This is a genomic window from Kitasatospora sp. NPDC022856, assembly GCF_055561235.1.
On record NZ_JBVHHE010000008.1, the window covers coordinates 46643 to 64888 of the forward strand.

The window sequence follows — 18246 nt, forward strand, 5'->3', positions numbered from 1 at the left end:
AGAGCCTCTTAGCGAAGTCGGTCAGCTCCTGAGTGTGGCGTCCAGGAACTCCTGCACCGGTTCGTAGAGTCCGTACGGCACGTACTCGGGGATCTCGGCGAGTGTCACCCACGCGAGGGCGTCCAGCTCGTCCGTGTCGACCACCTCGGCGGTGCCGCTGACGGCCTCGCAGGCCGTGTACGACATCAGCCGACCGGTCTTCGGATGCACTCGCTCACCCAGGAGCTTGACGGCGGCAACGCCCAGTCCGGTCTCCTCCGCCGTCTCACGGACAGCCGCCTGCTCGGGCGACTCGCCGGCCTCGATCTCACCGGCCGGGAACTGCCAGGAGAGCTGGCCCTCGCTCACCCGTCGCCTCACCATCAGAACGCGGCCTTCGTGGACCACGATCGCGGCGGCAATGCCCGGGCGTTCCTCCGCAGTCTGCTGTGTCACGTCTGCTCCTCCAGGGCGGCCAGGATGGGTGGGAAGATCGTATCGGCGTCGATGAAGCGGGTCACCGAATTTCGAGGAACCCACATCACGTCGACGTTCTCGACGGCGTCGCTGTTGGTGGCCTCGCCGGCCAGGTACTCGCACAGGAAGTACTCGCACAGCACGCCCGTCACGGGATGGAGACGGCTGCCGAGGTTCCGGCGGACGGCACAGTGGACCCCGGTTTCGTCCAACGTTTCCCGGACGGTCGCAGTCTCCGGCTTCGCTCCGGGCTTGATCACCCCAGCCGGGAACTGCCAGGTGATCCCGGACGCGTCGTCGTCGCGCCGACAGACCAGCAGCACGTCGCCCTGCCGGAGGACAACCGAGATGGCCACCCGTAGGGCCTGCGCAGTCGGCGCGCCGGACTCGGGGGCTTCGCCGCCTTCTTTCGCTGCCAGGAGGGCGAAGCGCTGACGAGCCGTGTCGGTAGCCCTCTCGTATGCCGCGTCGAGGAGCTGCTGCATCTCGGCTCTCGGTACGACGGAGGGGTCAGCGTGCCACGCGGCCACCGTTCTCACCGCGATCCCGAGCTGATTGGCGAAAGCCTCGTTGGTGAGGCGGAGGGCGGACTGGAGCAGGCAGGCGTAACGGCCGCTCCAGACCTCGATGACGTCCAACGCCGTTCCCTCTCGGTCGTGGTCGCTGCAGTGCAGGAAGCGCGCGGCGAAGATGCACATCGACTGCACTGGCGCTTCATCGCTGCGCAGCGTGGATACCGGAAGACTTGCAGCCGGCACCCCAAGGTCAGGCTCATCTAGGCAACTTGAGCTCTGAGAGGTGCCTGGGAGCGACAGGACACACACGCCAACCCCCTCGGAGATTCTAGGTGAGTGCCCAAAGCAGGACAGCGAGTTGGGCGATTGCGCCTGTGAGATCGCCGTGTCGGCAGGATGGCCGATCGAACGCCACCGAGCTGCGCAAGGTTCACCCGTTCGGGGGGTAGGTCGGAGCGCCGAAAGTGGCTCGCCAGCGCCGGTAACCTCAGTTCATGACGTGCTGACTATTCGTCATGATCGTTATGCTGGAACGCTGAAAGGGAACTGATGGCCGAGGACCAGGTCCACACGGTCGAGCGCACGCTCGTCCTGCTCAAGCCCGACGCGCTGGTACGCGGCCTCGCGGGGAGGGTCATCTCGCGCTTCGAGGACGCCGCACTGAAGATCGTCGGGGTCAAGATGAAGTGGATGGACGAGGAGTTCACCCGCAAGCACTACTTCGACCTCGAAGAGCGGCTCGGGGCCGAGGTCTACAACCTCACCGCCACCTTCATGCAGCAGGGGCCGGTCATCGCCCTGGTGCTGGAGGGCTACGACGCCATCGCCACCGTTCGGAAGATCGTCGGCAGCACCTACCCGAACCAGGCTCCGGCTGGCACCATCCGGGGCGACCTCTCGCACATGAGCTCTGCGGGCAGCGTGGCCGTCGGTAAGGCCGTGGCCAACCTCGTGCACGCCTCCGGCAACAAGGAGGAGGCCACGCAGGAGGTCGAGCTGTGGTTCGCCAAGGACGAGCTGAACGACTACCGCACGCTCGCCGAGATCTACACCAACTGACGGCAGGTTGCGGCGTCACCGCAAGTGCGCCGCTGCGTTGATCACCACTGGGGCACCACCGTCTGATCTGAGAGGGCACCATGACCAACCAGACCCGCCTGGCCTCCGCCGAGGAGCTGGAGTCCATCTTCCAGCGCGAGCTGGCGACCGACCGGTGGGCTGCCACCGAGACCGCCTACGCGCTGGCGGTCTGGCTGCGGGATGCCGGCGACTGGCCCAAGTCCCGTGAGTGGGTGCAGCAGTGCCTCCAGCTCTTGGAGGGCTTCCCGAGCGAGACCGAGGACCAGGTGGCGACCACCCGTGTGGCGGTCGGCGGCGTCCCGCTGCCGAACTACCTGCACGCCGGTGTGATCCGGGAGCGCTTCGGCGACCTGGGCTGACCATCTCGGGTGGTGCGGCCGGCGAAGTAGCCGCTGGGCCGCACCACCCGGCACCAATCACCAACTCCATACCGACCCATCCGGACCAGCCAGGGGCCCGCCCGTTCTGGTTCGGCTGGATTCGTCATGCCTGAAACGAGGAGCAACGACCGTGGCTGTCGAGATCGAGATGCGCGCCCGCTTCGACAAGGAGACGCATGACCGGCTCATGGACCGGCTGAGGCACGACGGCGAGGACCTGGGCGACGACGCCAAGCACATCTACTTCTACGTGCTGCCCGAGCAGCTGCTCAAGGTCACGGACAACACGGCCGCCGGCACCGCCAAGATCACCCTCAAGGGCGGCAAGATCGGCCAGGGTGCGGCCTTCCCCGAGACCGAGTTCGCCATCGCCCGCGAGGACGTCGCGGCGGCGGTGAAGGTCTTCAACGCTCTGGGCTTCGAGTCCGCGATGCACGAGGCGTTCAACTTCCGCCACAACTTCCGCTTTCGGGGCGTGGAGATCGCGCTCAAGTGGAGCGAGGCGTGGGGCTACCACGCCGAGTTCGAGGTGCTGCTCGACGACGGCGCCTCGGACGCCGCCCGGGACGAGGCGTCGGCCGAGATCATCGACGCCGCCACCGAGCTCGGCGTGACGCTGATGAGCGAGCAGGAGCTGGCCGACTTCGCGGCCGCCTTCGAGGCCGCCGAGCAGGAGCGCAAGGCCCGCCAGGAGCAGGCCGCCCCGCTCCGGTAGGAGCACGTCACCGCGGTAGACCACCAGAAGGGGGTGGGCACAGATGAGCACGACCCCGATCACCACGAGCCTGGTCGACCTGGCTGCCCGCAAGCAGCTGCCGCACCACCAGTACATGGACCTGGCCACCATCGAGTGGATCAAGGCCAACCGGCCGGACCTCGGCGCGGCCTGGCCGCCGCCCCTGCGGCCGGCCTCGAAGACGCTCCTCGGCCGGTCCGCCCTTCCGGCAACGTGGCTGGCGGAGCCCCAGCTCCACGCCTCGATCCACGGCATCCGGCACAGCATGCGGACCGCCGCGCTGGCCGCCCTGCTCGCCGAAACACACGAGATGGACGAGAGCGAGACCGCCACGGTCATCCTGGCGGCTGCCGTCCACGACTGCCAGCGCCTGCACGACAAGGACGACCAAGGCCACGGCGCCCGCGCCGCCGTCTGGCTGGCCGCCAACGCCGACACCGTCTGGGCCCACTTCGGCCTGGTCGCCACGCCCCGGCGGATCATCCAGGCGGCTACCGCCATCCGCCTGCACGACCTGTCGTACGACGCCTTCGGCGCGGACGACCGAGCGGACCATGGCCGAGCCGAGCGCATCTGCGACCTGGTAAAGGCCGCCGACGCGCTCGACCGGTACCGCTTGCCGAAGCTCAGCTGGTGGCCCGACGCGCGGTACGTCCGCGAGCCGGCTTTCGAGCAGCTCCGCGCCGTCGCCTTCGACCTCGTGGTCGTCTCCGAGACCGCCCACCTCGCCGGGGCCAGCAGCGCCGAGGCCGTCCTGTACGCGCTCGCCGAGAAGGGACTGGTGTAGCCGTGAGCCTCCGCGACGCCTACAACCTGTGGGCCGACGCGCACGCCTTCTTCGACTCCGCGCTGCTGCCGCCCGACGCTGGGCAGCGCGACCCGCTGGCGCCCCAGACGGCTGCCTGGCACAAGCGCCTGACCGACGAGACACCGAACGGCAGCCTGCTCCGCAAGAACGCGCTCTTCGACAGCCTGAGCAGCGATGGCAAGCTGCACCTGCTCCACGTCACCCACGCCCTGGAGGAGATCAGCCAGCAGGGCGTGCTCTACCCCTCCGGCGGATGCCTCGTCGGCAGCATCTACTGCGCACCACTCACACCGACCGACCGCGGCTTCCGCATGCACAACCTGGCCGCCTACGTCCTCACCAAGGAGGCCCCGGCCTCCCTCACCAAGATTGGCCTGACCGAGCGCGCGCCCACACCGCTGATCTTCGAGATCACCGCACCGCCCCAGGCGTACCGCGGACTGGCAGGCGTGGACTACCTACGGCTGGGCTCGATCCACCTGCAGATCTTCACCGACCTCGAATACCTGCTCAGCAAGGCCGAGCGGCACCACCTGCGGGAGACCGTTGTCGGCCGGGTCAAGAACTCGGCGGCCTTCCTGGCCCTGGCCGCCGGCATCGCCTACCAGGGCTCGACCGTGGCAGCCGACGGTTTCCTGCAGCTGCTCGACGCGGCCATACCCCGGCTGCCGATCCTCGGATACCTCTACTTCGAGGCCCTCGCCGAGTACCTGATGCTCCACTCCACCTCGGTGCGGACCCGAGAGCTGGCCGACCTCGGGGAGTTCAACAACTGGCTCTACAAGGAGATGCTGTTCGCCTCCTTCCCGGACATGGCCGGCAAGTTCAACCTCGCACGGTTCCGCCCCCGGCCGCAGCAGCTTGCGAGCCTGCTCCAACGGGTGGACCCGACCATCGACGCCGACCACGCCCGCACCTACCTGGTCGAGCGGATCAGCTATCTCGTCGCCGCCCGGCTCTTCACCAGCGGCCAAGTGCCCGAAGCCTGGCACCGCACGCGCTGGGAGTTCGACAGCCTCGCCACCCAGCTCGGCCCGCTGCTCGGCCATCTCATCCACCGGGAGCTCCGCAGCTTCGGCCGGTACCCCGACTTCTACTTCTACTTCGACCAGCACAAGGCCCTGCAAGCCTGGAACTACTGGAACCACATGGACATCGTCGCGCCGTTCAACGGCACGATGCCCAAGGGCGAGATCGGCATCAACCCGGCCTACCCCAACCTGGACTACCGCGTCTGGCGTGCCGAGCCGGACGACTCCGGGCACCTCCACCCGACCGAGCAGCTTGCGCTGAGCATCGCGCCTCGCCTCGTCGACATCAAGTACACGCTGATGCGCAACAGCAGCCGCTGACTGCTGCCGCCCCAAGCCCCTCGACGACCAATCGCGGAGGAGACGCATGCCCACCCACGACCCCACCAACCCGTCCACCGCCCCCTGGCCGGTGCCCACGCAGCCTGCCGAGGCGCTCTTCACCGAGATCTACCGCACCAACCACTGGGGATCGCCCGAGTCGGTCTCCGGGCCCGGATCGGAGCTGCGGCAGACCAAGGCGGTCCGGGCCGCCCTCGCCTCGATCCTCGCGTGCTACCCGATCCGCACCATCACGGACGCCGGATGCGGAGACGTCAACTGGATCCGCCACGTCGACGGATTCGACCAGCTGGACGCCTACGTCGGCCTTGATGTCGTCGCCGACCTCGTCCGGCGCAACCAGGAACGGCACGGCAGCGAGCGGGCCTCCTTCCGGCAGGCCGACCTGAGCCGCGACGAGATCCCGGCTGCCGACCTCGTCATCGCGCGGGACTGCCTCGTCCACCTCACCCACCACGAGGTGCTCGCCTTCCTCGGCCGCGTGGCCAACAGCGGCTCGACGTACCTGCTCGCCACCACCTACGTCGACCTCGCCGAGAACCGCGACACCGCGGACACGCACTGGCGACCGCTCAACCTCCAGGCAGCCCCGTTCCACCTGCCCGAGCCCGTCGAGCACTTCGACACCGACTTCACGGACGCCGGCCGACACCACCCCGGCAACGGACTGGGCCTGTGGAAGATCGACCAGCTCAGCTCCCGAACCACCTGACCCTCACCCCAGGCGACCCAGGAAGCGAGACACGATGACCCCGCACGACCAGCAGATAAGCGCCCTCGTCGCCCAGCTCGACCAGGCCCTCGACTCGCCGGCGACCACCCACGGCCTCGCGCGCACACTCCGGACGACCCTCAAGGAGGTCGACCTCCACCGGCACCACCGGGCCAGCCTCGCCGCCCTCCCCGACGGCGTCCTCACGCCGGGCCCCGGCAAGGTCCAGATCGGCGGTGGCGGCCACCGCATCGACGGATTCTTCAACATCGACATCGTCCCGCCGGCCGATCTCCTGTGGGACGTGCGCGAGGGCATCCCGCTCGCCAACGCCAGCGCCGAGGCGATCTTCTCCGAGCACTTCCTGGAGCACATCGACTACCCCCGCTCCGCCAAGCACTACGCCCGCGAGGCTCACCGCGTCCTCGCGCCCGGCGGGCAGCTCATCACCGGTGTCCCGGACGCGGCCTTCGTCCTGAACGAGTACCCGGCCTCGCCGGACCGGGCCGCCGAAATGATCGAGCGCTGGTACGCCAAGCGGCAGTGCCGAGGCGACATCAACACCTACCTCGACCTCATCAACTACGTCTTCCGCGACCAGGACGACGACCCGACCTACAACCCCCACTACTGGGCGTACGACCACGAGAAGCTCACCCAGCTCTTCACCGAGGCCGGCTTCAAGACCGTCGAGTCGTGGACCTTCGACCCGACCATGGCCAACCCGAAGCGCCAGTGGGCCAGTGTCTACGTGATCGCTACGAAGTAGCCGCGAAGCTGCGTAGCCCGCGGGCGATCCGCACGCGAGCGCATAGAACCTCTGCCCCGTGGTGGCTGGAGCCGCCCCGGCCACCACGGGGCGGCGGGATCACCCGATCAACGCCAGCGCAGGTACGTGTGCGCCTACGCAGCCCCGAGCGGGAGGCACCTCATGTCTCAAGGCCATCCGTACATCAGCCACCTGACCTTGGCCGACACCCCCAACGCGGTCCCCTGGGCTCGCCGACACACCGCCGACATTCTGCGGCGCTGGCAGATTCCGGAGGCCGTCATCGAGACGACCAACCTCATCGTCTCCGAGCTCACCACCAACGCGATCCGCCACCCAGCCGACAACGAGCCGCACAGCACCGGATACGCGGGCCTGGCCGATGTCGGCACGTTCACCCTCGCCCTCCAGCAGACAGGAACGGGCGTGCTCGTCCAAGTGGCAGACCGCGATCCCCGGCCGCCAGTGCGGCGAGAGGTCGGAGTGGACGCCATCGGCGGACGCGGGCTGTTCCTGGTGAGCGAGATGGCCAATCGATGGGGGTACTACCCGACCGCAGCCTCCGGGAAGGTTGTCTGGGCAGAACTTCTCCTTCACGTGCCCGGACAGTCCGGCCCCGGCCACGCGGCGCAGGCTAAGGAGCGTGGGCAGCCAAGCGACTCCACCGGCCCGATCTCCGACCCGTTATTGATCGGAAGGGTGCTGGTCGGACTACGTGAGCTGTAGCCACACGGGGAGCCGAACGAGAGCGCCCTGACCCGGGGACGGATCTGAGATCGGGCAGGTTCTCGGACCAGACGGCCGCCATGGCGCGTGCCAGGCGAGAGGATTCAGGCGGCATAGTGCCGGAGCGGAAGGAGTCCAACAAGCTGGGGTGTGTCGTGGGGGACGGCTATCGTTGGCAGGTCGCCCGTGCAGGGATCGCGACGCCCCGCCTAGGTGACCAGTAGGAACACTACGGCCTTCGGGTCGCCGCCCTTTTACCAGCAAGGACACACCCGACTGATGGCAGTGACCCAGCAGGAGATCGAGAACCGGTTGTGGGACGCCGCCGACGAGCTGCGCGTGGCGATGCCCGAAGCGCAGTACTCCTCGGTCATCTTCCCGCTGATGTTCTGGAAGTACCTGTCAGACACCTGGGACCATGAGCACCAGAAGTTCCTGGCCGACAACGAGGGTTTGGACGACCTCTCCCCCGAGGAGTCCCACCAGATCGAGTACCGCGACTACCAGTCGTTCGAGATCCCGTTGGTCCTTCCCGGCACCGACCAGGAGCGTCGCGCCTCCTGGTCGACCCACCTCGCCACCATCACCCAGCCTGGCCTTGGTCAGCGGGTCCGCACCTCTCTGCGGGCCATCGAGACGGCCAACCCCGACAAGTTCTCACGCCTGTTCGGGAACATGCCCTGGACTTCCGAAGAAGTGCTGCCGGGGGACGTGCTGGCGGCGGTCATGCAGGTGATGAACCGCACCCCGAAGATGCACGAGGGCAACATGTCTCACGACGTGCTCGGCGGGGCGTACGAGTACCTGCTGAAGCGGTTCTCTGACGGATCCGGCACCCGCGCCGGCCAGTTCTTCACACCGCGGGAGGTCGTCGAGCTGATCATTGAGATCCTGGACCCCCAGAACTTCGAGTCGGTGTACGACCCTGCGTGTGGGTCGGGCGGCATGCTCATCGCTTCCGCGAACCTTCTGAAGGCCCGCGGCAGGCGCGGCTACACGCTCAGCCTGTACGGACAGGAAACCGTGGCCGACACCGCGGGTGTGGCACGCATGAACCTCTTCATGCACAACCTCACCCAGTTCAAGATCGAGGTTGGCGACACTCTGAAGGACCCGCGCTTTAAGAAGTCGGACGGGTCCGTCAGGCAGTTTGATGTGGTCGTCGCCAACCCGCCGTACAGCCTGAAGTGGAAGCCTTGGTCCAACGACCCGCGCGCCATCGGTGGAGTCGCGCCGCAGTCATCGGCGGACTGGGCATTCGTCCAACACATGATCGCCAGCATGGATCCGGAGAAGGGACGTGCCGGTGTCGTCCTTCCCCTAGGTGTTCTGTTCCGGGGAGGCCAGGAAGCGGCCATCCGCAAGCGCGTCCTGGACGACGACCTGCTCGAAGCGGTCATTGGCCTGCCTGCCAACCTCTTCTACAACACCAGCATCCCTACGGCGATCTTGGTGTTCCGTGCCCCCGGCACCAAGGCCCCGCAGCGGCAGAACGGAGTGCTGTTCATCGATGCCTCCAAGCGGTTCGCCAAGGCCAAGAACCGCAACGTCCTAACCGACACCGATATCGCTGACGTCGTGACTGCCTACAACTCGAAGTTCGACGCTGACGGTAACCCGGTGGACATCGGCGGAGAAAGCGGGATCGGAGCGCGATTCGTGCCCGTCGCGGAGATCGTGGCGAACGGGTACCACCTCAACATCGGAAGGTACATCAAGCAGGCCGCTGCCGAGCAGGAAGACCTCGGCACCCTCATTGACGCCTACAACCTTGCTCGAGCCGAGCGCGAAGAGACCGAGCAGCGCATGCTCGCTGTCCTCGCTGAAGCCGGGATCGAGGGCTTCGATGAGTGACTGGCGGCAGGTCTCGCTATCGGAAGTTGTGACGCGCGTCACGACGAAAAACGTGGACGGGGCCAACGAGAACGTCCTGACCGTCTCCGCCGAGCACGGGTTGATCGCGCAGGAATCGTTCTTCACGAAGAAGGTCGCCAGCAAAGACACTTCGGGCTACTACGTTGTCGGGCCCGGGCACTTTGTCTACAACAAGAGCACGTCGAAGTCGGCCCGCTATGGCACGGTGGCTCGAAACCTTAGCGACGAGTCCGGCATCGTCTCCCCGCTGTACTTCGTGTTTGAGGCCAAGGACGGGGCTGCTCTTCCCGAGTATCTGGAGCTTGCCCTCAACTCGGACCAGTTCTTCGGCTCGCTCGCTGGCACTCTCCGGGAGGGGGCGCGTGCTCACGGCCTGTTGAACGTCCGCCTGAAGGAGTTCTATGCAGCCACCGTCACTCTGCCGCCCGTAGTCGTGCAAGAGCGGATCGTCGAGGTCGTCCGTGCGGTGGACGACCAGATCGTCGCGCTCGACAACGAGGTTGAGGCGCTGGACGGCGTTTACCGGGGCTTTCTCCTCTCGCTCGGAGCACGCTACGGCGAGGTCGAGATCAACGAGGTGGTGTCAGGGGCCTTCGCCGGCGGGACTCCCTCGCGAAGCAAGGCCGAGTTCTATGGCGGCGACATCCCGTGGCTGAAGTCGGGCGAGGTCGAGAACGACAGCATCGTCACGGCTTCGGAGTTCATCACTGAGGCGGGACTGCAAGGCAGCAGCGCGAAGATGGTTCCGCCGGGCGCGACCGTCGTAGCGATGTACGGACAAGGTGACACCAAGGGGCGAGCGGGATTCGTGGAAGCGCCCATCTGCACGAACCAGGCGGTACTCGCCCTGGTCCCGGACGAGAGCGTGGTCCTGCCGCGGTTCCTGCTCCATGCGGTCAGGTCAAAGACCGACGACCTTCGTCATCGTGCGGTCGGTTCGTCGCAGCCGAATCTGAGCAAGGGCCTGGTGCTGACCCAGTCAATCCCGATGCCCGACTCGCTCGCCGACCAGGACCGAGCGCTGGTTGCTATCGACTCGGTTCGAGCGACCCAGGCCGCGACACGTGCTGAGGCTGACCATCTGCGTAGGGTTCGTCCGTCGCTTCTCAGCGGCCTGCTGGATCGCACCATCAACATCGAGTCAGTCGAGCTGGAGGTCTGAGCCGTGGCGAAGGGCGTACGGGAGCGTGAGTTCCAGAACCTGATGATCCAGTGGTCTCTCCCGATGGGCTGGGGCTTCACGGCCGGCAGGGCACTGCCGCGTGAGACGACGCAGACGGTGGTCGCTGGCCAGCTGCGGGACGCCATTGTCCGGCTCAACCCGGGGGTGATCGACGGGTTCGATGTGGACACGGTGGTCGAGGAGATCAAAGCCACGGTCAACGCTGTCGAGGGCGGTCTTGTTCGTGCCAACGAGCAGGTTCTGCATCTGTTGCGGGGGCGAAAGGAGTTTCGGGACGCCGACGGCGCGTGGCACGCCCTGAAGGTCATCGACTTCGAGCATCCGACTGCCAACACGCTGATCGTGTCGGACGAGGTGACCATCACCGTGCCCGGCAAGACCTCCCGCCGGTTCGACCTTGTGTACTGGGTCAACGGCCTGCCCCTGGTCGTGGTCGAGGTGAAGTCCCCCACCGCGAAGTCCGGGTGGATCGATGCCGCGCACGAGATCAACGACGTGTACGCCACCGAGTACCCATGGTTCTTCACCTCCAACGTCTTCTCCGTTGCATCCGACGGGCTGAAGCTGCGGTTCGGTGCCGCCGGCGCGCCCACGAACCTGTGGCAGCCGTTCCGGTCTACTGCCGACGACGAGAACCTGTCCGGGCAGGCGGACGTGCAGCGGTCCGTTGAACTGCTGATGAACCCCGCCACCATCCTGGACATGCTCGCCAACTTCGTCCTCTTCGCCACCTCCGGGGGCGGGGTGGACAAGAAGTTCCTGCCTCGCTACCCGCAGATGGAGGCCGCGCACCTGATCCACGAGCGAGTCCTGGCCGGCGGATCCAAGGGCCTGATCTGGCATCACCAGGGTTCCGGCAAGACACTGCTGATGGTCTTCGCCGCCGCCCTGCTGTTGGCCGACGCCCGCACCGAGTCGCCCACGATCATCCTGCTCTCGGACCGGACCCAGCTCGTCCGCCAGACCGCCAAGGCCTACACCGCCGCGATGGGTGACTCCTACTTCCACCGGCCCGCCACAGGCCAAGCGTTGCGCGCCCTGTTGGCCGACGATGTGCGCGGGGTCATCTCCACGACCGTCCACAAGTTCGCCGATGCCGGCAAGGACCTGTCGACCCGGGACAACATCGTCGTGCTGGTCGACGAGGCGCACCGCACCCAGTCCACCAAAGAGAAGTCCCTGGCCTGGCAGATGCGGGCGGCGCTGCCGAACGCCAAGTTCTTCGGCATGACGGGCACCCCGATCAGGAACCTGGCCACCGACACCTTCGCCCTCTTCGGCGAAGAGACCGACCCGGACATGGTGCTGCACCGGTACTCGGTGTCCCGCTCCCTGTTGGACGAGGCGACCGTCCCGGTCATGCTGGACCCGTACCCGGTCTCCTTCGAGATGAACGACCAGGCGCTGCAAGACGAGTTCGACGAGTTCGCGGACACCTTCGACCTCGACGACCCCGACCGTGAAGCGCTGTCCCGCAAGTTCGGCCGCCTCACCTCGGTCTTTGCCAACCCCGAACGCATCCACACGGTCTGTCAGCACATCGTGGACCACTATCTGGCCAGCGCCTACCGCAACGGCCTCAAGGCCCAGGTCGTCGCCTACAACCGCGAGCTGGCCGTGGCTTACAGGGACAAGATCAACGAGCTGCTGGCCGGCTTCGAGGCGTCCCAGGTGCTTGCCGAGGTCGGGAAGCACACGCGGATCACTGCCGAGGTGAACATCTCCGTCTCGGACGCCAAGGACGAAGACCCCGCCATGCGGCCGTTCCAGCTCTCGGAGGCTCAGGAGGAGGAGCAGAAGCGGAAGTTCCTCACCCCGGACGACCCGCTGTGCTTCCTGGTGGTGACCGCGAAGCTGATGACCGGGTTCGACGCCCCCAACGAGGGAGTCCTCTACCTGGACAAGCCGCTGAAGGCGCACAGCCTGTTCCAGACGATCACCCGTCCGAACCGCACCTGGGTGTCCCCGACCGGGTTCGTGAAGACCTCCGGCGTGGTCGTGGACTACATCAGCCTGGCCGAGGAGGTCCAGCGGGCCGTCGCCGACCCCACGGCTAAGGGCCCAGTCAAGGGCGGCGGGTTCGTCACCGACCTGTCCGACCTGGTCAAGGAGTTCCGTAAGGTCTTTGCCCGGATCGAAGACCTCCTCGCACACGTGGACGGTTTGGACCTCGCGGAGCACGGATACGCGTCCGTGAGGGCGGCCAACAGCTTCCTGGACGCCAGGCCCGATGTTGCTGAGGTGTTCGCCAAGGACTACCGGCTTCTGGCCCGCCTGTACCCGCTCATCATCGCTGACAAGCGGGTCGCCAAGTACCGGGACGGCTTCGCCCTGTTCGGGTCCGTGTACACGACCTTGTTCAAGAAGTCCTCCGACGACGAGCGGAAGGAGCGACTGGCCGAGCTGGGGCCGATGGTCCTGGAGATCATCAACGCCCACGTCCACTCCTTCTCCGTGGTCCGCTCCCAAGAGGAGGCCCTCGTCCTGGACGCCCAGGGCATCGCCATCCTCAAGGAACTGCTCGCTCTCGTCCGCCCCAACCCCGGCAACGACGACAGGGAAGAGGAGAAGCCGCCGTCCGCAGCGGAGATCCTTGACCGCATTAAGGCCGCCCTCGACAAGGGCGTCGAACCGGACTCCGCGAAGTACACCGCCCTTGCTGAGCGGATAAGGCAGCTGCGGGACCGGATCATCCAGAACGCCCAGGACGCGCTGGACTTCCTGGCCGAAGCACTCCGAGTCGCCCGCGCTGTCGTGGACGCGGAGAAGCACCCTAACGAAGCCGTCATCGTGTTGGACGACGACCGCGTGGGTGTGCTGTCGCGGATCATCCACGACCACGCCCCGGCCGGTGTCACGATCACGGAGCGAAACCTGGCCGAGGAGATCGACCAGGTGGTCACCCACACCCTTTCCCGTTCGTGGGACAACGCTGACGCCCGCAACCGAGGCGCCCGCCGCGCCACCGCTGCGGTCTTCCGCCGGTACACGCTGAAGCCGGTGGGGGAGCCATATGACTCCACCGTCGCCTACATCGAAGCCCACTACCTCGTCGACTGACGATTGCACGGAGGCCGGCAACCCAAGACGGTTGCCGGGCCTCGTCGCGCTGCGCGGGCCTGATCCATCCCCTGAGTTGCCCCTTGACGCTCCGCCAGTGTGCCGGGGTTCACGAGTTGGTCCAGCCATGGCCGGAGCACTGACCGAAGATCACATCCCGAGCGACGAGTAGCCCCTTCCTGAAAGCCGAGTTGCCGCTGGCCAGGGCGCCGCGCACCGCCGGAAGTAGAATCAGTCATCGCGAAAAGCAGGGGGGACTTTGTCTAGCAGCAACGATCATGAAGGCCCTTCCGGGCTCGGCCCAGATCAGCCCTTGTCCTTCGATTCAGTCATTGGCGAGGTCATCCAGGGTTGGAGTCCGACTAGGAATGGCCCGGGGCCCTGCTCGGCCACTGCCCCGGACGCCGTACGCCTGATCTGGCTCAAACACATTGGGCGAGACGGGTCAATCGCTGAGCGGGATGAGGATTCCGACTGGCGAAGCGACGTACCGGACCGACCGCGCCTTCAGGTCGGCGACATTCTGCTGTCCCAAATCGTTTCCGGTCGCCCGAAGGCGGCAGCTGTCCGAGAAGCGGACCTTCCTGCAGCTGCTGCGCGTGGCATCATCGTCCTGCGCCCGGCAAGCCCACTGGCACCGGAGCACGAACGTCTGATCCTCGCGTTCCTCCGCTCCGACAAGGTCGGGGCGTTGGCCTACGGCGTGACCCTCCAGCGGATTCAGCTCAAAGACCTGAAGGCATTGGGACTGCCAGCGAACGATGAGGCGCTATCCGCCGCACTGGGTGAGCTGGCAGCTGCCGGCCAGCGGCTGGGAGCGTGGAGTGTCGATGCAGTGGCACTGACCGACACAGTCTTCGACAGAGGTACTGACCTGGTGGAAGCCAGGCGGTCCATCCTCGCCGCCGGCCAGGTCACCCGGCTCAGGGCCGAGGCAGCAGCAGAACTGGACGCCCCGGATTACATTGCCCGCACCCGGCTGCCGTATCCCGTCGCCCTTCGCTGGCGGGAGGCAGAAGTGCGCAAGAGCGCTGGAGACCCGAGGACCGCGTACGGCGCGACTCTCGACGCAGCAGAAGCTCTGCTGGCCTACGCCGCACTTGTCTCGGCCGCGCTCGCCCGAGAAGCCAACATCGACCTTGCCTCCGTCGCGGATGTCCAGCGCAAGCTGGCGAATGCCCCCGGCGGGCCGGGATTCGGCGATTGGGCCAGCATCCTGACGGAGGCTGGAGGAAAGAAGCGCCGCGACCTACGGCCTGACCACCCGCTCCACGAGCTGGGGGCGTTCCTCAAGCACGAAGCCGCGGACAAGGCGCGAGTCCGCCTCGCCGAACGGCGAAACGACAACTCCCACCAACGGCCACCAACTGACCTTGAGCTCCCTGCTGCACTGGATGAAGCGTACGAGGACCTGTCGTTGCTACTCACCCACGCCCGCTTCCTCGCTGACCTCCCCCTGATCCATGTGACGAGCGTGGTCTGGGACGAGATCCGCAACGAGGAGACGGTCAGCTTCCGGCGACTCATGGGTGACCACCCAGTGGTCCCGACCTCCACCGTCCAGTACAAGGGCGGCAACAGGGTGGGGACCGGAAGCCTGTACTTGGCTGACCGGGATCACCGGCTCTACCCGCTGCGGCCATTCCTGACCTGCGAACTGTGCGAAAAATGCCACACCTGGTCGATCTTTCACGCCGACAAGGTCAAGGCATTGGGGCTAGTGCAGAAGAGCCTCGAAAACGGTCACTACTATCCCTACCGCGGCGACGCTCAAGCCCTGAAGGCCGCTGGCCTGCTGTAGTGGAGTGTTCGCCTCCCGGCTTCCCTGGCTGTCGACATCCCGGCGTAGCTGGCGGCTCGCCGTGTTGGAGCCGATCAAAGCGTGAGCTGCGTGAGCAATGCGTGAGCGGATGGGGCAGCACGTGGCGGTTGGAGCCGGATCGTGGATCACGGCGCAGCGCTCTGACCTGCGGGTTCATCGCCAAGTGATCAATGCTGGCAGCAGTCAGCATGATCACTCTCGGGCTCGTAATGCGTAGGTCATGGGTTCGAATCCCATAGGCGGCTCTGTAGAAGCCCCAGGACTCACTCGCCGTGACCTGGGGCTTTTGCGTAGGCGGATGCCCTCGCGTCGGCGGATGCCCGCGATCGGGTGTGCTGTGGTCCGGGGTCGGCGGTGTCGGATGGCGCCCGCCGGGCGTGGGTTCGGATGGCCACGGGTGAACGTTGCGGTGGGGCCCGGTCGCTTGGGGCGACCGGGCCCTTCGCGTTGTCCCGGGGTGGCGGTAGGGGGTGGGTAGGGGTGGGGTGGGGGTGCGAGAGGGGGGACGGGCATCTGGTCGTGGTGGGGCGGCGGGGCTTGAATGGCAGCCAGGGTGGGCCGTCGTGGGTGGCCCCGGGGAGGGGGAGGGGATGGGAATGCCACGGTACGCAGCAGCGCCGGAGCGGAGCAGTCTCTGGATCCGGCGGTTCCAGCCGGCGCCCGCCGCGCCGGCGCAGTTGGTCTGCTTTCCGCACGCCGGGGGGTCGGCGGGGTACTTCCTGCCGGTGGCGCGGGCGATGCCCACCTCGGTGGACGTGCTCGCGGTGCAGTACCCGGGGCGGCAGGACCGGGCCGGGGAGGCCTGTGTCGAGGACGTGCACGCGCTCGCGGACCACGTGGTGCGGGAGTTGCTGGTGTGGGCGGACCGGCCGTTCACGCTGTTCGGGCACAGCCTCGGGGCGTCGGTGGCGTTCGAGGTGGCGGTCCGGATGGAGCGGGCCGGGATGGCGTTGCAGGGGGTGGTGGTCTCCGGGCGGCGGGCGCCGTCGCGGCCGCGGGACACGGCGCAGGACGTGCACCGGTCGGACGACCGGGCGCTGATCCGGTCCCTGGAGCGGTTGAGCGGTACGGATCCGTTGATGCTGCGGGACCCGGAGTTCCTGGAGATGGTGCTGCCGTCGGTCCGCAGCGACTACAAGGCCGCCGAGACGTACCGCAGCCGGCCCGGCCGGGACCGCATCGGGCAGCCCGTCCTGGTGCTGACCGGGGACGCGGATCCGCAGGTCACCGCGGCGGAGGCGGAGGCGTGGGCCGAGCACACCACGGCGGGCTGCTCGGTGCGGACCTTCTCGGGCGGGCACTTCTTCCTCGACGACCACGCGCTGTCGGTGATCTCGGCGATCAGCGGATTCGCCGCCGGTCGGCACCTTCCGGCCCGGCTCGGTTGACCGGGGCCGTGGGCCACTGATCGTCCGCCCGCCCGTCCCTCTCCGGAGGGGCGGGCGGTTCGCATTTCCGGGATCTTTATGACGGGCGGAAGAATCGTTGGGCCATCTATTATCTGACAAACTTCGGCGCTTGTGATTCTTTCCAAAAATGCCTCGCATCACCTTCCGTGCACCGTTAGTATCGGAACGAATGCTTTCGGTGATCGTTCGAGCCGGCTCGCGAAGGGGGTAGCCATGGGTGAGCGGTTGCGCTCCGCGCTGCGTCACGTCGCCTACCCGTTCCTGCTGGTCACGCTAGTGTCGATAGCGGTCGCGGCCCTGCGCTGGCGCTGGGACCTCGGGCGGGTGAGCCAGTTCTTCCTGCTCGGCACGATCGGCTATCTGACGGTTCTGGAATGGCTGATCCCCTACGAACCGGAATGGCGGCCGAGTGTCGGCGAGTGGGGCTGGTACGGCGCCTACTTCGTGCTGACGATGATCGGTGGGGCACTGTCGCAGGTGCCGGTGTCGGCCATGGTCGGGTGGGCGGCGCCGCCGCATCCGGTGCTGCCGCTCTGGGTGGAGATCCCGGCGGCGCTGCTGCTCGGCTCGCTGGCCAACTACCTGATGCACCGCTGGAGCCACACCAATCGCTGGCTCTGGCGCCTGCACGGGGTGCACCACGTGCCCGACAAGGTCAATGTCGCCAACAACGGGGTCAACCACATCGTCGACGTGGTGCTCACCCAGGGCGCCGTGCAGCTCTCGCTCGCGTTGGCGGGGTTCTCGGCCGAATCGGTGTTCGTGGTGGGCCTGTTCGTGGTCGCCCAGGGCTATTTCGTGCACGCGAACGTCGATGTCCGGATCGGTGCGCTCAACCACGTCTTCGCCGGCCCGGAGCAACACCGGCTGCACCACAGCGTCGATCTGGCGGAGGCCGGGCACTACGGGTCCGACCTCTCGATCTGGGACCACGCCTTCGGGAGTTTCACCTGGCAACCGGGCCGCCGGCCGGCCGCGGTGGGGCTGCTGCGCCCGTCCGACTTCCCCCGGACGCGCGAGGTGCTCGCCAGTCATCTCCAGCCCTGGCGAAGGCCGGTGCAGGCCGACGACTTCCCGGCCTGACGCCCCGTCGGCCCGGCCGGTCCGCCCGCCCGGCGCCCCTGTCCGTCCGTTCCGACTTCTCGCCGACCGCTGCCTCCTCTTGTCCGCTGCGATCACGAACCCGTTCCGGTGGCGTTGCCCCGCGACCCCGTAGTCCCTTGCTTCGCGCCCACCGCCCGCCGCCCATTCCCCGCTCGCACTCCTCGCCGGCCTCGGCCTGTCCCCTTCGGCCGGTCCGGTCTCCGGCCTGCCTGGAACCGGTCCGCAGCCGCCGTCCCCA

At 67.2% G+C, this 18246-nt stretch carries 15 protein-coding genes and 1 pseudogene; 14 read left to right on the forward strand and 2 right to left on the reverse strand.

What is annotated here, in order from left to right; translation table 11 throughout:
- Positions 1-21 precede the first annotated feature (21 nt).
- On the reverse strand, positions 22-435 hold the full coding sequence (locus ACZ34W_RS11885) for an NUDIX hydrolase (RefSeq protein WP_465603405.1): 414 nt from the start codon (positions 433-435) through the stop codon (positions 22-24).
- On the reverse strand, positions 432-1094 hold the full coding sequence (locus ACZ34W_RS11890) for an NUDIX hydrolase (protein ID WP_465603641.1): 663 nt from the start codon (positions 1092-1094) through the stop codon (positions 432-434). The genes ACZ34W_RS11885 and ACZ34W_RS11890 overlap by 4 nt, the downstream gene beginning before the upstream one ends.
- Before the next feature lie 426 nt (positions 1095-1520).
- Here ACZ34W_RS11890 and ACZ34W_RS11895 point away from each other — a divergent pair, with 426 nt between their 5' ends.
- The 14 genes and pseudogenes from ACZ34W_RS11895 (at position 1521) to ACZ34W_RS11960 (ending at position 17987) form a co-directional block, all read left to right on the forward strand.
- The gene (locus ACZ34W_RS11895; protein WP_465603407.1) at positions 1521-2030 is read left to right on the forward strand and encodes a nucleoside-diphosphate kinase; all 510 of its coding nucleotides are present in this window, start codon (positions 1521-1523) and stop codon (positions 2028-2030) included.
- Positions 2031-2110: 80 nt separating this feature from the next.
- On the forward strand, positions 2111-2410 hold the full coding sequence (locus ACZ34W_RS11900) for a hypothetical protein (protein WP_465603409.1): 300 nt from the start codon (positions 2111-2113) through the stop codon (positions 2408-2410).
- Positions 2411-2561: 151 nt separating this feature from the next.
- Positions 2562-3146 carry a CYTH domain-containing protein gene (locus ACZ34W_RS11905; RefSeq protein WP_465603411.1) on the forward strand — a complete coding sequence of 195 codons (585 nt, stop codon included), beginning with the start codon at positions 2562-2564 and terminating at the stop codon, positions 3144-3146.
- A 43-nt stretch (positions 3147-3189) separates the two neighbouring features.
- Positions 3190-3954: a hypothetical protein gene (locus ACZ34W_RS11910; protein ID WP_465603414.1), complete on the forward strand. Its 765-nt coding sequence runs from the start codon at positions 3190-3192 to the stop codon at positions 3952-3954.
- Between the two features lie 2 nt (positions 3955-3956).
- Positions 3957-5350, forward strand: a pseudogene (locus ACZ34W_RS11915) (hypothetical protein); the annotation flags it as partial.
- Positions 5351-5373: 23 nt separating this feature from the next.
- Positions 5374-6060 carry a class I SAM-dependent methyltransferase gene (locus tag ACZ34W_RS11920; protein WP_465603648.1) on the forward strand — a complete coding sequence of 229 codons (687 nt, stop codon included), beginning with the start codon at positions 5374-5376 and terminating at the stop codon, positions 6058-6060.
- A gap of 34 nt (positions 6061-6094) precedes the next feature.
- Positions 6095-6829 carry a class I SAM-dependent methyltransferase gene (locus tag ACZ34W_RS11925; protein WP_465603416.1) on the forward strand — a complete coding sequence of 245 codons (735 nt, stop codon included), beginning with the start codon at positions 6095-6097 and terminating at the stop codon, positions 6827-6829.
- Between the two features lie 162 nt (positions 6830-6991).
- On the forward strand, positions 6992-7555 hold the full coding sequence (locus ACZ34W_RS11930; protein WP_465603417.1) for an ATP-binding protein: 564 nt from the start codon (positions 6992-6994) through the stop codon (positions 7553-7555).
- Between the two features lie 279 nt (positions 7556-7834).
- The gene (locus tag ACZ34W_RS11935; protein ID WP_465603419.1) at positions 7835-9409 is read left to right on the forward strand and encodes a type I restriction-modification system subunit M; all 1575 of its coding nucleotides are present in this window, start codon (positions 7835-7837) and stop codon (positions 9407-9409) included.
- Positions 9402-10592 carry a restriction endonuclease subunit S gene (locus ACZ34W_RS11940; RefSeq protein WP_465603421.1) on the forward strand — a complete coding sequence of 397 codons (1191 nt, stop codon included), beginning with the start codon at positions 9402-9404 and terminating at the stop codon, positions 10590-10592. Before ACZ34W_RS11935 ends, ACZ34W_RS11940 begins: the two co-directional genes overlap by 8 nt.
- Before the next feature lie 3 nt (positions 10593-10595).
- Entirely contained in the window at positions 10596-13673 is a 3078-nt protein-coding gene (locus ACZ34W_RS11945) for a type I restriction endonuclease subunit R (protein ID WP_465603423.1), read from the forward strand.
- Between the two features lie 259 nt (positions 13674-13932).
- Positions 13933-15474: a restriction endonuclease subunit S domain-containing protein gene (locus ACZ34W_RS11950; RefSeq protein ID WP_465603426.1), complete on the forward strand. Its 1542-nt coding sequence runs from the start codon at positions 13933-13935 to the stop codon at positions 15472-15474.
- 617 nt (positions 15475-16091) lie between these two features.
- Positions 16092-16883, forward strand: a complete 792-nt coding sequence (locus ACZ34W_RS11955; protein WP_329488487.1) for a thioesterase II family protein — start codon at positions 16092-16094, stop codon at positions 16881-16883.
- A gap of 234 nt (positions 16884-17117) precedes the next feature.
- Positions 17118-17987 (forward strand): sterol desaturase family protein, encoded by an 870-nt coding sequence (locus ACZ34W_RS11960; RefSeq protein WP_465603428.1) that lies wholly within the window; start codon positions 17118-17120, stop codon positions 17985-17987.
- Positions 17988-18246 lie beyond the last annotated feature (259 nt).